Consider the following 15439-nt stretch of genomic DNA (forward strand, 5'->3'; position numbering starts at 1 on the left):
AAGATGCCCCGCCTTCAGACACACATGCGTAAAAATTGCCTAGCGTTGTCCGAAGATACCCAAACTTCGGACACAGCTCAGCGGAAATTGCCTAGCGCAGTCCGAAGATGCCCCGCCTTCAGACACACATGCGTAAAAATTGCCTAGCGTTGTCCGAAGATGCCAAAACTTCAGACACAGCCCAGCAGAAATTGCCTTGTGCTGTCCGAAGATGCCCCGCCTTCAGACACACATGCGTAAAAATTGCCTAGCGCAGTCCGAAGATGCCAAAACTTCAGACACAGCTCAGCAGAAATTGCCTAGCACAGTCCGAAGATGCCAAAACTTCAGACACAGCTCAGCAGAAATTGCCTAGCACAGTCCGAAGATGCCAAAACTTCAGACACAGCTCAGCAGAAATTACCTAGCACAGTCCGAAGATGCCAAAACTTCAGACACAGCTCAGCAGAAATTGCCTAGTTCTGTCCGAAGATGCCCCGCCTTCAGACACACATGCGTAAAAATTGCCTAGCGCAGTCCGAAGATGCCAAAACTTCAGACACAGCCCAGCAGAAATTGCCTAGTTCTGTCCGAAGATCCCCCGCCTTCAGACACAGCCCAGCAGAAATTGACTTATACTGTCCAAAGATCCCCCGCCTTCAGACACACATGCGCAGAAATTGCCTAGCGCAGTCCGAAGATGCCTCAACTTCGGACACAGCTCAGCAGAAATAGTCTAGCGCAGTCCGAAGATGCCAAAACTTCAGACACAGCCCAGCAGAAATTGCCTAGTTCTGTCCGAAGATCCCCCGCCTTCAGACACACATGCGTAAAAATTGCCTAGCGTTGTCCGAAGATCCCCAAACTTCGGACACAGCTCAGCAGAAATTACTTTGTGCTGTCCGAAGATCCCCCGCCTTCAGACACACAAGCGCAAAAATTGCCTAGCGTTGTCCGAAGATACCTCAACTTCAGACACAGCCCAGCAGAAATTGCCATGTACTGTCCGAAGATACCTCGCCTTCAGACACCCATGCGTAAAAATTGCCTAGCGTTGTCCGAAGATACCAAAGCTTCGGACACAGCTCAGCAGAAATTGCCTAGCGCAGTCCGAAGTTACCAAAGTACACGTGAAATTGTTCAACAGGTTTCCCGTGGTAAAGGTACTTCGGAATTGTATTAAGTATGTTGATTCCACTACTACTTCTGTTAATTTCTAAAATAGGTGGGGGGAAGGGGAATGAAAGTAATTAAAAGCTTATTAATCCTTTGCTTGCTAATACTGGTGACAGGTTGTTGGATTGTGTAGAAATAGAAGAAAGTGGATTTGTAATCAGTGCGGCTATTGATATATCTGACGGGAAAAGTGAATCTTCATCAAAGGATAGAGGAAGAAAGACTTGTTGTCCCCAGGAAGTTTTCAAGGAAAAGGTGGCAATCAATTTAACGGTGGGGCATCTAGAGGAAAACCCTACATGAATTTTACATCAGAGGGAAAAACAATTTTTTAAATTTCAAGACGGATGTCCAATCAAATTGGTCGATTTCCACATCTTGAACACATAAAAATCGTAGTACTATCAGAGGAACTTGCAAAAAATGGCTACCTATACGATGCAAGGTGAATAAAACCAGAGGAATAGGCATATCCCTGTCCTCTTTTGTAAATAGTGCATCGGTCCTGTTTTGTGTAAAGGTTCGTTTAATTTGTGAATTTAATTTTTAGTTAATCAAGTAGATTTAAGAGATTGTCAAAAAACTGTAAATTTGCTTTTTTATAGCAAAAATTATGGTTAAATGTTGATGTGATTAGAAAGGAGGTTTGGCATGAGTCGAGTTGAGTTAACTGACATCTCTAAATCCTATGATAAACAAAAGGATGTATTGGACGGTATCAATGTTTCGATAGAAGAGGGTGAATTTTTCGTACTTGTTGGTCCTTCTGGATCGGGAAAGAGTACATTGCTTCGGATGATTGCGGGTCTTGAGGAGATTTCGGGTGGAATATTGAAGATCAATAATGAAGTCGTGAATCTGCTCCCCCCAAAGAACCGAGATTTATCTATGGTCTTTCAAAACTATGCATTATATCCACATTTAACTGTAGAACAAAATATCCTGTTTGGCTTAAAAGCAAGGAAAGTGGATAAAAAAGAACAACAAAGAAGGCTTATAGAATCTGCAGAAATGCTAGGGTTAAGTGGTTTGCTGAAACGGAAACCTAGGGAGCTTTCTGGCGGTCAAAGACAACGTGTTGCACTTGGACGATCGGTTGTAAGTCATGCCCCTTTATGTTTAATGGATGAACCACTATCTAATTTGGATGCAAAGCTACGTGCTAATATGCGGGTTCAAATTCGAAGGCTGCAGAAACGTCTAGGATTAACGATGATTTATGTTACCCATGACCAAGTTGAAGCGATGACAATGGGTGACCGAATTATGGTGCTAAATGAGGGTAAAATCCAACAAGTAGGTAAACCGATTACCTTATATAACGAACCTAAAAATTTATTTGTTGCGTCGTTTATCGGTTCACCAAAAATGAATCTGGGGAAGGCTACATTTTCGGAGGATGAGAGCCAACTGATTATTGAAAATCAGCTACATATACCAGTCGATCCTAAGATAACAAGTGATCTACCACGAAATCGGAACCTAGTCGTGGGGATACGCGCTGAACATATATTTTCGGGGCTAAATAAAGAAGAACATCTTTCATATTTGGAAGCAGTGAATATTGAACAATTAGGCAATGAAACATCCATTGCTTTTGATGTAGGTTCTGAATTATGGACAGCGAAATGGCCTGGACAATGGAACGTTCAATTTGGACAAATGGTCCCTGTGCAAATTAAGCCAGAATACATCTTATTTTTTGATGGTGACAGTGGGAATCTACTTAAATCTGCTCAACTAGGGAAGAGACAAGAGGTTGTAGCCATATGAGTATGATCAGTCCAATTATTGAAAGTAAAGAATCCTTTACTGCTCAAATTGAAAAAGCAAGAAGGAAAAAACGCATTTCAAGTTTATTTAAAGGAATTGTATTTTTGTTGCCATCTATTGTTTTGTTTGGTGTTTTTCTATTTTACCCTTTGTTTAAAACTCTCTATTTAAGTTTCTTTTTAACTGATGCAAAGGGAGCTACGACTGTATTCGTGGGCTTAGAAAACTATCTATATATGTTCTCCGATCCTATTTTTCTAAAAAGCTTTAAAAATACCTTTTTATTTGTCATCTATACGGTACCTGCAACTATTATTATCAGTTTGTTTTTAGCCGTCATTTCCAATGAGAAGTTAAAGGGTATTGGCTTTTTTCGGACCGTTTATACGTCAACCATGGGAATATCTGTTGCGGCTGCTTCTGTATTCTGGCTTTACTTATTCAATCCGACAATGGGTTTATTGAACCAATTACTTAACATGTTTGGAGCGGAATCGATTGGCTGGTTAACAGATCCGAAATGGGCAATGATTGCGATTGCCATTACGACTATTTGGATGAATATAGGTTTTACATTTTTGATCTTATTAGGTGGTTTACAATCTATCGATACCTCACTATATGAAAGTGCGGATATTGAGGGGTCAGGGTATTTTTATAAATTTAGAAGAATTACGGTCCCGATGCTTTCACCGACATTATTTTTTGTGATTACAGTCTCGATTATCAATTCGTTCCAAACGTTTGGTCAAATTGATATTTTGACACAAGGCGGTCCAGCAAATGAGACGAACCTAATCGTGTATTCGATTTACCGTGAGGCATTTGTGAATTATCAATTCGGGTCAGCAAGTGCACAAGCAATCGTGTTATTTATACTAATTTTAGTAATGACTGCACTGCAATTTAAGCTAGGTGAGAGGAGGGTCCACTATCAATGATGATGTCATTGGGGAGAAAGGTAACCTTCTATATCCTATTAATTGTCTCAGCCCTTTTAATTGCAGGCCCAGCCATAATGGCGATTGTTATGAGTTTCATGACGAACCAGGATATTTTAACAGCTAGTATGCCGACCGAGCTAACAGCAGACAATTATGTTGTAGCTTTTGAACGTTTTCCGTTATTCAAATATTTGTTTAATAGTTTTGTAGTTTCAATTGTGATTATGCTCGGCCAACTGGCTTTATCAAGTCTAGCAGCCTATGCTTTCGTATTTTTAGAATTTAAAGGAAGAGATTTATTATTTTATCTGTTTATTGCAACAATGATGGTTCCCTTTGAGGCGTCTATCATTCCTAACTTTCACATTATCCGTGATTTAGGCTGGCTTGATAATTACGCAGGCTTAACCATTCCATTCTTTGCAACGACGTTTGGCACCTTTTTGTTACGACAGAACTTTAAACAAATTCCTAAAGAACTAAGGGAAGCGAGCCAAATTGCTGGGATTGGTGATTTCAAATTTTTCTTAACTGTCGTATTGCCTGTATCAAGGACTAGCCTAGTTACATTAGGGGTATATGGTTTTTTAACATCATGGAATATGTATTTATGGCCACTTCTTGCAACCACTAACGACACTGTTCGAACGGTGCAAATTGGCTTGAAACAATTACAAACACAGGAACAGTTAAATGATTGGGGTGTCATCATGGCAGGAGCTGTTATTGTGATTATCCCAACATTAATACTGCTTTTCCTAGGACAAAAGAAGCTACAAACAGGTTTAACAGAGGGCGCTGTAAAATAACAGATACCTCGAACATACAATAAAGGAGATGAAGAAATGAAAAGATTTATGATGTTCCTTGCTCTAGGTTTCGTTTTGCTTTTGACAGCATGTGCTGGAGGTGAGTCCACCTCTGGAGACAGCAACCAAAACTCAGGAAATGACAGATCAGATTCGGAAGAAAGTAGTGGCCCACAGGTTGTAACTTTTTGGCACTCTATGGGTGGTGCGGGTCAAGAAGCACTAGATGCAATTGTGGAAGACTTCAATACATCACAGGAGGATATTCAAGTAAATGCGGAATATCAAGGTACATACGATGAATCATTAACAAAGTTTAATGCTGTTGCTGGTACTGATAGTGCTCCAACAATGATTCAAACCTTCGAAATCGGAACTATGTCAATGATTAATAGTGGAAATATTATCCCGATTCAAGAACTAGTAGATGCTGATGGTTATGAAATGGGTGGATTAGAAGAAAACATTGTGAATTATTACTCATTAGATGGAAAGTTTTATTCAATGCCATTTAACTCATCCACTCCGGTTATGTATTATAACAAAGATGCATTTTCTGCAGCTGGTTTAGATCCAGTATCACCTCCTGCAACTTATGAAGAAGTAGAAGCTACTGGTAAAGCGATTGTGGAATCCAATCCGGAAATGAAAGGCTTCGCTTTACAAGCGTATGGGTGGTTATGGGAACAATTATTAGCGAATCAAGGTGCTTTACTACTGAATAATGACAATGGACGTTCAGAGACTCCAACTGAGATCGGATGGACAGAAGATGAAGGAAAATCCATTTTTGAATGGGTTAAAAGAATGGTAGACGACGGTACATTTGCGAATTATGGTACAAACGGAGATAACATGGTTGCTGGATTTTTAGCTGGGGATGTAGCCATGTTTTTACAATCATCAGCTAGTGCTAGAGATGTTATCGACAATGCTCCTTTTGAAGTGGGTATTGCTTTCCTACCACACCCTGAAAATAAGGAACGTGAAGGGGTAGTCATTGGTGGAGCTAGTCTTTGGATGATCGATGGAAAACCAGAAGCAGAAACAAAAGCGGCATGGGAATTCATGAAATATTTACAAACTCCAGAAGTACAAGCAAAATGGCATGTAGGTACAGGTTACTTTGCTATAAACCCTGATGCATACGAGGAACAATTGGTAAAAGATGCCCATACTGAAAAACCACAATTACGTGTTACGGTGGATCAATTACAAGCAACTAAATCATCATTTGCTACACAAGGCGCTTTAATGGATATGCTTCCACAGGGTAGAAAAGTAATGGAAACAGCCCTCGAATCCGTATACAATGGCGGGTCTGTAGATGAGGCCTATACCACTGCCGTAGACCAATTTAACAAAGCAATTGAACAAGCCAACAAAGCAAGAGCAAAATAAATCGTTGGGACACGGCGTTCTGCTCCTCAGTTTTGGGACACGGGGACAGGTACCGTGTCCCACTATTTATTTTTTTACAAAAAAGAACTTTAAGATGGGTACAGATAATACACTTTAAAAAACGAATGTAGAGGGTGACTTTCGATGACAAAAATTTATGGACACCGTGGTGCAAAGGGATTATATCCTGAAAATACTTTGCTTAGTTTTAAAAAGGCAATTGATCAAGGTGTAGATGGTTTGGAATTAGACGTCCATCTGACAAAGGATGGGGAAGTTGTTGTCATTCATGATGAGACGCTTGAACGAACAACAACTGGATCTGGTTGGATAAAAGATTTAACCTTAGCTGAGATCAGAAAATACAGCGCCGGAAGCTCCTTCACACATTTTAACGAATACGAGGAAGCATGGGATAATGAGCAGGTCCCTACGCTTGAAGAAGTACTAACGTTAGTGGCTCCTCATCAAATCGAACTTAATATCGAGCTAAAAACCTATTCTGTACCTTACGAAGGAATTGAGGAAAAGGTACTAGCAATTGTTGAGCGATATGGAAAGAATTTAGAAATAATTTATTCATCCTTTCATTTGCCATCCATTTTGAGAATAAAGCAGATTAACTCGGACACCAAAATAGCCTGGTTGTTAAATGAAGGTATTTCTCTTCCACACGATTATCTTACTTCGTTATATTTAGAGGCTTTTCACTTAAACAAAGCGATTCTTTTGCCAAAGGGGGAAATATACCAACAAGTATTACAACTCAGCAAGCAATTCCCAATGTATTTCCCAAAAGAAGCCATTCACTATCTTAATAAAAAGATTAAAGAGGATAATGAGAAGAGTTTCCAACATCTTTTTGATAAGGTAAGGGTTTGGACAGTCAATGAACCAAATGAAATTGAAAAATTACTTAGTCTTAAAGTCAATGCGATTATTACAGATTATCCTGAAAGAGCAATACGCATTAGAAATGAACAGATGAAATTTGTATAAAAGGGTGGGACACGGGGATATTTATCGTGTCCCACTTTTATTTTACAGTGTTTCCGCTAGAAACCGTCTTAAATAAAAAATTTTGGGACTATGGACATGTCCCTCTGTCCCAAAAAATGTATAAGGAATAGAAGGATTTGTAACTATAAGTGTAGGAGGGGAATCTATGGATTGGTTTGGTAGTACTTTAGGTGAAATCAATACCTTTTTGTATTCGTATTTGTTAATCATATTGTTGGTTGGAGTTGGTCTTTTTTTTACATTTAAGACAGGCTTTATTCAATTCCGATTAATCTCTGATATGTTTAAAGTTATTACGGAAAGTACTCCAAGAGATGAATCAGGGAAAAAAGGGATCTCTTCTTTTCAGGCTTTTACAATTTCTGCTGCATCCCGGATTGGGACTGGAAATATAGCCGGGGTTGCGACGGCAATTGCCCTTGGAGGACCTGGTGCAATTTTTTGGATGTGGATGATTGCACTAATTGGTGGTGCAACTTCACTAGTTGAAAGTACACTAGCACAAGTATATAAAATTAAAGATCACGAAACTGGGTTGTTTCGTGGTGGTCCCGCCTATTATATGGAAAAAGGATTAAATAAAAGGTGGATGGGGATCATTTTTGCCGTAGTTATTACATTTACATATGGCTTTGTGTTTAATGCGGTACAAGCAAATACGATATCCATTGCTTTTGAAGAAAGTTTCGGTGCTAATCGTGTTGTCGTTGGGATCATAATTGCTGTTATAACAGGTATTATCGTCTTTGGTGGATTAAAGCGTGTTGTGAGTGTCACTCAAATTATTGTTCCGGTTATGGCAGTTCTTTATATTATTATCGCACTCCTGGTTGTAATTCAAAATTTTACTGAGCTCCCCGGTGTGTTAGCGTTGATCATTAAGTCTGCATTTGGATTGGAAGAAGCCTTTGCTGGTTTGTTAGGGGCAGCAATCATGAACGGGATAAAACGTGGTTTATTCTCAAATGAAGCGGGAATGGGTTCTGCCCCGAATGCAGCGGCAACGGCATCTGTTACTCATCCAGTCAAACAGGGTTTAATTCAAACGCTAGGGGTTTTTATTGATACATTATTAGTTTGTACTGCAACAGCTGCCATCGTATTACTAAGCGATGCGTATCTTCAATCTGACGCTGCTTCAGTTAACTTGACTCAAGTTTCTTTAGCCGAGAATTTAGGTGATTGGGCTGGAATCTTCTTAGCAGTAGCTGTATTTCTGTTTGCCTTCAGTTCAATAATTGGTAATTATTACTACGGTGAAACAAATATTGAATTTATTAATGAATCGAAAATTGGCTTAGGCATATTTCGTCTATTTGTTGTCGTCTTTGTCATGTTTGGTTCCATTGCAAAAGTACAAATTGTTTGGGATTTAGCCGATCTCTTTATGGCCATTATGGCAATCATTAACCTTATTGCAATCCTGCTGCTATGGAAGGTAGTAAAAGGCGTTATTCATGATTATGTAGTCCAACAAAGACAAGGCAAGGATCCAGTATTCTACAAGAAAAACGTACCAAATATGGGTGATGTTGAATGTTGGGGAGAAGATGAAAAAGGCCGTGGGTATTAATAGTGAAAACGAATTCCGTTAAATGGAATTCGTTTTTTTGTGCATATGTTTACTAAGGATATTGACTAATGAATGAAAATAAATTATGATTATCGCAGTAAAAAGCATAAAAGCATGAAAGCTTTAAAGCACTAAAGTATATGTTGAATCTTATAAACTATAAAAATCGATTTTTAGAACTGGTGGGGGAAAAGGTGAAATCAAATCTTACAATTTGGAAAGCAATCATTCCATTATTAGGATTAATCATTGCTGCAGCTTGCTCTATTTTTATCTGGAATGCAGGAATGAATTTTCCGTTAATAGTTGGGGTGATTTTGGCATCCATCATAGCAATCAGCTGTGGATGGAGTTGGAATGATATTCAACAAATGATGGTAAATGGAGTAACAAGGTCTTTACCAGCTGTATTTATATTAATGGTAATCGGGACGATTATTGGATCTTGGATTGCGAGTGGAGTTATTCCAACAATGATTTATTATGGTGTTTCGATTTTAGATCCGTCATGGTTTGTTCCGTTCGTTGCGCTAATAACAGGTATTGTTTCGATTACTCTAGGAACATCCTTTACTTCTATCGCAACTGTAGGACTAGCTTTCATGGCGATTGGAGAAGGATTGGGATTCTCATCGGCTCTCGTTGCAGGGGCTGTTCTTTCAGGTGCCTATTTAGGGGATAAACTTTCACCTTTATCAGATACGACCAATATTGCTGCAGCTCTAGTAGATACGGATTTATTTAGTCATATTAAACACATGCTTTGGGACACGATTCCTGCATTTGTAGTATCCCTTCTGTTATTTTGGATGTTTGGCAGTTTTGAGATTGCTAATAACACAAGTATCGGTAATGGAACGATTGAAGTCATTATGTCTGGATTAGACGAAGCATTCGTCATTCACCCATTGTTATTATTACTACCGATATTAACGATCCTTTTAATGCTAAAACGTACTCCTGCATTACCAGCATTAATGGGTGTCGGCTTGTTAGGGGCCGTTATAGCTGTTGTAGTGCAAGGAATCTCGGTAAGTTCAATTGTTCAATTTATGACAAGTGGCTTTAAGATTGAAACGGGAATAGGTGAAATTGATTCACTGTTAAATCGAGGTGGACTTGCTTCGATGCTTGGAACCGTTGGAATGCTAATGATTGCTACTGCACTTGGTGGTATTCTAGAAGAAACGGGAACATTTGAAATACTAACAGGTAAGATGATGAGGAAGGTAAAAACAACTGGAGCACTCATTGGATCTACTCTTTTATCAACCTTTGTTGTTGCATTAGCAAGTGGAGCTCAGTTTTTGGCAATTATCTTACCTGCAAGAACTTTCGTTCAAAAGTATAAAGATATGAATATTGATACGAAAAACCTTTCTAGAACAGTGGAGTCAATGGGGACGGTAGGAATTAACCTCATCCCATGGAGTGTTCCAGCCGTGTTTGCAACGAGCATTTTAGGTGTCAGTGCATGGGAGTTTATCCCTTATGCTTTCTTTATCTATCTTGTTCCATTAGTAAATCTGTTGTTTGGTTTCACCGGATGGACTATTGCTAGAAAGGATTACAGCCAAGAAAGAGAACCTGCTCAAGTAGAAAGGGAAGTTGTATAGTGAGTGAAGTTATTTTAAGTGTGGTTGGGACTGCGCAAGATGGCGGTTTACCACAAGCGAATTGTTTTTGTGAAAATTGTAAAAGGGCAATGGAAGATCCAAAGTATAAAAGAACAGCGGCATCACTAGCGATCATTTTACCAAATGAGGATAAATGGCATTTAATTGAGGCTACCCCTGATTTCCGAGAGCAAATGGCGCGATTACAAATGAGATATGGATTAGAATCCAAATTGATGAGCAGTATTTTTCTAACGCATGCCCATATCGGCCATTATCCAGGTTTGATGTTTTTAGGGAAAGAAGCGATTAATTCCCGACAATTACCCGTAATGGCAGGGACAAAAATGAAAAGATTACTTGAAAATGATGCTCCTTGGAGCCAGCTTACGGCACTTGAGAACATTGTTGTCCAAGAAATCAAGGATAGACAACCTGTGAATGTTTCTTCGGAAGTAACAGTTACTCCGGTAACCGTTCCTCATCGAAATGAGTTTTCTGAGACGTTTGCTTATTGGATCAAGGGCCCAAATAAAAAGGTTTTATTTATTCCAGATATTGATCGTTGGGAAGAATGGAATATTGATATTCGAGAAGCAGTGAAAGAGGCGGACATTTGTTTCCTTGATGGCACATTTCATTCGCCACAGGATTTAGCGAATATTGGGCGTGATTATCGACAGGTTCCCCATCCACTAATGACTGAGACAATGGAGTTGCTACAGGATTTAGTAGGAGAAACCGAAATATATTTTACACATCTTAATCATTCAAACCCTGTATTGCACAGAGACGGAGCATTAAGGAAAGAAATCGAAGCAACAGGTTTCAATATTGCAGATGAAGAAACGGAATTTAGAATATGAATTGTGGGACGCGATTATCGCCTCCCACTTTTTTATTTGGAGGATGAAAACATGGGAAAGTAGACCGTCCCATTATAAATGTATTCGGAATTACATAGACTACTGTTACTTATCTTTATTTTTACGAAACAGGGTTGATTATATGGAGAGTTTGGTAGCGTATCTTTCACAATTTATTTTTTGGTACCCTTTGATTATGTCCTTAATTTGGATAGCAGGTACTAGCCTCTTTTTTAGGTACAGGGAAAGAAAGAATAAGGTTGATTTTAACAAGGTTGAGTGGCCCTTTGTTAGTATTTTAATCCCATGTTATAACCAGGAGGAAACGATTGAAGAAACAGTCAAACATCTAGTAAAAGTGAATTATCCGCATAAAGAAATCATTGTTGTGAATGATGGAAGTATTGATCGTACAGCTAATATTCTCCATACATTAGCCCCTCAATATCAAGAACTTCGAGTCATTGATTGTAAGGAAAATAGAGGGAAAGCCAATGCCTTACATATTGCCTTACATGCATCTAAAGCAGAATATTTAATTTGTATTGATTCAGATGCCATTTTGGACCTTGATGCCCCATACTATTTGATTTACCAATTTTTTAATCGTGGTGAGAGATTAGGTGCTGTAACAGGTAACCCTAGGATACGCAATCGTGATACATTACTGAGCCGCCTACAAATTGTGGAATATGCGTCGATTATAGGTGCGATAAAAAGAACCCAGCGTACGTTGGGTAAAATTATGACAGTATCAGGTGTAGTAGTGGCATTTCGAAAGAAAGCTCTAATAAACGTTGGCCTATGGGACCGCGATATGATTACCGAAGATATTTCAGTATCTTGGAAGCTTCAAGAGAGGTTTTGGGATATCCGATATGAACCACGTGCGCTGTGCTGGATGCTGGTACCTGAAACGATTAGAGGGATATGGAAACAACGAATTCGGTGGGCTCAAGGTGGACAGGAAGTTATTCTTAGACATTGGAAAATAATGCTGAATTGGAAGCACCGAAGAATTTGGCCCATTTATATCGAGCAATGGGTAAGCTTACTTTGGTCTTATTCTTGGACTTTTGTGACTCTTTACTATTTCGCTACCGCTACGAGCATTAATGAGCTATTCATTTGGATCACCTTTTCTTCATTTTCGCTAATCTTTTTAAGCTTAATTCAATTGTTGATTTCTATTAAGGTGGATTCTCCATATGACCGAATTTTGAAGTACTATCTGTGGGCAGCTTGGTATCCGGTCATTTATTGGGTACTAAATGCAGTTATTGTGGTGTTTGCGTTCCCGAAAGCAATAAAGTCACGAATCAAAGGGGGGTATGCGACATGGACAAGCCCAGACAGAGGGAACAGAATGAATTAATTATTAAAACTAAACGTAATTGGGCTCATGAAGTGATTATTGGTTTTTTTTCACTTTTAATTTGGATATTTTGTCTATTTGTCATCTTCTTTTTTGTCAGCGCTATTCTTAACAATAATAATGAGTATTTAAATATTGTGAAGATGTTATTTAAAACAACAAATATTGAAATAAGGGAATTCATTTATACAGTATTTGCTATTTTTATCGCATGTTACTTAGGATTATGGTTTTGGAAGTACTACAATACAAAAAGGTTTAGTCATTTGGCAAGAAGAAAATATCCGCAACCAACGACTGAAGAAGAGGTTTTAGCACTTGGCTTAATTAGTAAAGAGGACTATGATTCCTTGCAAAATGCAAAAGACATTACATTGGAGAAAAATCCAATCCAGGATCTCGTTAGGTGATGAAATGAGTAAGAATATCTTGATTATCTTTATTTTCTTTGCTCTCGTTGGAGGAATTGTATATTTAATCTCGACTAAAGAATTTACCGATCCTGCAATGACGTTTCCAGAGGAGCTCGACAAAAATGGATGCTTAGGTTTAACGTATCATCGAGTTCGCGATGAGAACTTTTTTTATAAAATTTTTGGCTTGGCCACTCAGTCGGAAGAATTAACGAAATACAGTGTCTATACCAAGCAACTTGAAAATCAGATGAAACAATTAAAAGAGCAGGGTGCAACCTTTGTTACTCCGGATGAACTAAGAGAGGCAAAGCGAACAGGTACTTTTCCTGATAAATGTATCTGGATAACGTTCGATGATATTGATGTGTCAGTTTATAAGAATGCTTATCCGATTTTAAAGAAAAATAACATCCCATTTACTTTATTTATCATTGCAGGCCAGGTGGGAAAGGATTACTCGAATTTAGAAATGGCGTCATGGGGGCAACTTCAAACGATGATAAAAAGTGGGCTGGCAACTATTGGTTCCCATACCTTTGACATGCATTATTTTTCAGGTGATGTCCCAGTGTTTTTCCTTGAAGGAAACTACAGAGATTTTCAAGAAGACCTTCAACTTAGTAAAGAATTAATTGAAGATCATTTAAATATTGAGGTAAAAGATTTCGCCTATCCATTTGGAAATGGGAGAGCAGAACTTGTGAATCCAATTAAACAATCAGGTTACGAGACTGCATCAATTCTCGCACCACGCTCAATCACTTCCGAAAATGATAACTACTGGATGAACCGCATACTGGTCAATCAACCCGTCTTTGATGAAATCGTCCTACAATGGATCAAATAAGAGTGGGTCACAGGGACAGGTCCCTTGTCCCACCATATTAGGAAGCTAAAGCACACATTTACACTAAAAAAACGTTGAACTACTTATTGGTTTTACTACAATAAAGGGGGTATATAAATATTTAAATTAATAACGAAGTATTGAATTACTTTCATGCCTCGTGATAATATTGTTAAATCAGTTTGTAGAGATATTGGTCATCTAACTTGACCAAAAATATATGTCTAACGATACGTCTGCTATCTGAAATATTTATTTTGGAGATGACGGATATGCAAGAAGAAACAAGATTACCAAGAAACGGAAAAGAATTTTTATTGTTTTTAGCCATTATTTCAATACTTTCGGTAAACATTATCGGACCTCTTATTATGGGATTTAAATTTGGCTTCCGGAAAGAAGTTTATTTTGAAACATTAAAAGTACTTCCGTTTGTATGGATTTGTGTCATACTCTTGGTCACTCTTGTGGCAAATCCGATTGTTAGTAAATTAGTACCTAAGTTCATTGAACCCACAGATGGATTCAATGCCAGAGTTTTATTTACAATATTGTTTAGTGTAACCATTTTATCAATCTTACTAACAATAATCGGATCGTGGATAGGTATGAAGGAAATTAGCATGGAACCAATTCGAACATTCTTCTATGATTGGCCGCGTAACTTTTTCATCGCATTTTGGGTAGAATCATTAATTGCACAACCCATTGCCAGATTTGCAATGAAAAAATTACACCAAAATCAGGCTCAAAAAATGATAAACGCATGACAGGTTGGGACACGGTGACAGGTGCCGTGTCCCCATTATATTTTTACAATAGTTGAACAACTCTACATAAAAAAAGCCGATAAACAATATCGGCTTTCTTACATTTTAATGGCAACTTTCTTAGTTAATAGTCGAATAAACCAAATCGAAATTAGTATGATCAACAATATACCGATTAATGAGAAACTTATCGGCAGGATATCTAATTTAGTGTACCAACCAGGTATAGGTAAATCGAGAGAAATTCTAAGGAAAGTATCTTTTAACATTTTGAGATTTAATCCAATCAAAATAAAACCGATTCCGACTACAGTATCAAATCGGTAGAAACTTGAACTGATTAACCAACCAATCAAATAAATAACTAAAAGATTTAGACTTAGTACACTAATAGCCAAAAACAAATTGCTTTGAGGATCAACATAAGGTGAAATGATGATAGACTGGACTATATCTCCAATAACTGCACCGTCAACGTCCACTTCATTAATTGTTTGTCCTTTTAAAGTTATATCCAAAATATTTAATATCAATCGTTCCAGAACTGATACCAATAGGGTAATAATCGGTATAATGATTGATAGACCAATAGAAGCGAGAACTGTACCAATAAAATAATCTTTTCTAGTCACACCGTTTCCTACAAAATGGGGGAGAAAATAGATAGCAAGAATCCCGATTATCAGCATATAAATATTTCCTGCAACAAATATAGAACTAAAAAATCCCTCAGCCTCGTTTCCTTTTATACCTGCAAATATTAATTTAACAATATTCACGATTAACATAATTCCTAAAAAACCGCCAGTCCACATTAATTGGACAAAAAAGATGTCTTTTGCAACCCTTGGAAATACTGCTGTTGGTTTCATTC

General features: G+C 38.1%; 15 protein-coding genes. 14 read left to right on the forward strand and 1 reads right to left on the reverse strand.

Annotated features, from left to right (window positions below):
• Positions 1–1275: 1275 nt before the first annotated feature.
• The 14 genes from AC6CHV_RS18370 to AC6CHV_RS18435 all read left to right on the forward strand — a co-directional run bounded on the left by AC6CHV_RS18370 (position 1276) and on the right by AC6CHV_RS18435 (position 14565).
• Positions 1276–1458 (forward strand): hypothetical protein, encoded by a 183-nt coding sequence (locus AC6CHV_RS18370; protein WP_498079432.1) that lies wholly within the window; start codon positions 1276–1278, stop codon positions 1456–1458.
• Between the two features lie 44 nt (positions 1459–1502).
• Positions 1503–1604, forward strand: coding sequence for a hypothetical protein (locus AC6CHV_RS18375; RefSeq protein WP_440273956.1), 102 nt, complete (start codon positions 1503–1505; stop codon positions 1602–1604).
• Positions 1605–1806: 202 nt separating this feature from the next.
• Positions 1807–2928 carry an ABC transporter ATP-binding protein gene (locus tag AC6CHV_RS18380; protein WP_440273955.1) on the forward strand — a complete coding sequence of 374 codons (1122 nt, stop codon included), beginning with the start codon at positions 1807–1809 and terminating at the stop codon, positions 2926–2928.
• Complete coding sequence (locus AC6CHV_RS18385) at positions 2925–3869, forward strand: carbohydrate ABC transporter permease (RefSeq protein ID WP_445724498.1); 945 nt, start codon at positions 2925–2927, stop codon at positions 3867–3869. The genes AC6CHV_RS18380 and AC6CHV_RS18385 overlap by 4 nt, the downstream gene beginning before the upstream one ends.
• Positions 3866–4681 (forward strand): carbohydrate ABC transporter permease, encoded by an 816-nt coding sequence (locus AC6CHV_RS18390; RefSeq protein ID WP_341332843.1) that lies wholly within the window; start codon positions 3866–3868, stop codon positions 4679–4681. Before AC6CHV_RS18385 ends, AC6CHV_RS18390 begins: the two co-directional genes overlap by 4 nt.
• A gap of 36 nt (positions 4682–4717) precedes the next feature.
• On the forward strand, positions 4718–6082 hold the full coding sequence (locus AC6CHV_RS18395; RefSeq protein ID WP_498079433.1) for an extracellular solute-binding protein: 1365 nt from the start codon (positions 4718–4720) through the stop codon (positions 6080–6082).
• 144 nt (positions 6083–6226) lie between these two features.
• The gene (locus AC6CHV_RS18400; protein WP_341332841.1) at positions 6227–7081 is read left to right on the forward strand and encodes a glycerophosphodiester phosphodiesterase; all 855 of its coding nucleotides are present in this window, start codon (positions 6227–6229) and stop codon (positions 7079–7081) included.
• Between the two features lie 166 nt (positions 7082–7247).
• Positions 7248–8675, forward strand: a complete 1428-nt coding sequence (locus AC6CHV_RS18405) for an amino acid carrier protein (protein ID WP_498079434.1) — start codon at positions 7248–7250, stop codon at positions 8673–8675.
• A 194-nt stretch (positions 8676–8869) separates the two neighbouring features.
• The gene (gene nhaC / locus AC6CHV_RS18410; RefSeq protein ID WP_341332839.1) at positions 8870–10291 is read left to right on the forward strand and encodes a Na+/H+ antiporter NhaC; all 1422 of its coding nucleotides are present in this window, start codon (positions 8870–8872) and stop codon (positions 10289–10291) included.
• Entirely contained in the window at positions 10291–11157 is an 867-nt protein-coding gene (locus AC6CHV_RS18415; protein ID WP_341332838.1) for an MBL fold metallo-hydrolase, read from the forward strand. Before nhaC ends, AC6CHV_RS18415 begins: the two co-directional genes overlap by 1 nt.
• A 43-nt stretch (positions 11158–11200) precedes the next feature.
• Positions 11201–12532 (forward strand): poly-beta-1,6-N-acetyl-D-glucosamine synthase, encoded by a 1332-nt coding sequence (gene pgaC, locus AC6CHV_RS18420; protein WP_498079435.1) that lies wholly within the window; start codon positions 11201–11203, stop codon positions 12530–12532.
• The gene (locus AC6CHV_RS18425; protein ID WP_121447749.1) at positions 12496–12942 is read left to right on the forward strand and encodes a hypothetical protein; all 447 of its coding nucleotides are present in this window, start codon (positions 12496–12498) and stop codon (positions 12940–12942) included. Before pgaC ends, AC6CHV_RS18425 begins: the two co-directional genes overlap by 37 nt.
• 4 nt (positions 12943–12946) lie before the next feature.
• Positions 12947–13795, forward strand: a complete 849-nt coding sequence (locus tag AC6CHV_RS18430) for a polysaccharide deacetylase family protein (protein ID WP_341332836.1) — start codon at positions 12947–12949, stop codon at positions 13793–13795.
• A gap of 272 nt (positions 13796–14067) precedes the next feature.
• The gene (locus tag AC6CHV_RS18435) at positions 14068–14565 is read left to right on the forward strand and encodes a hypothetical protein (RefSeq protein WP_341332835.1); all 498 of its coding nucleotides are present in this window, start codon (positions 14068–14070) and stop codon (positions 14563–14565) included.
• Between the two features lie 98 nt (positions 14566–14663).
• On the opposite strand, the gene AC6CHV_RS18440 is transcribed toward AC6CHV_RS18435, so the two are convergent.
• The gene (locus AC6CHV_RS18440; RefSeq protein WP_341332834.1) at positions 14664–15437 is read right to left on the reverse strand and encodes a hypothetical protein; all 774 of its coding nucleotides are present in this window, start codon (positions 15435–15437) and stop codon (positions 14664–14666) included.
• Positions 15438–15439: the final 2 nt, after the last annotated feature.

It is taken from the genome of Ferdinandcohnia sp. GQ5 (assembly GCF_059759275.1).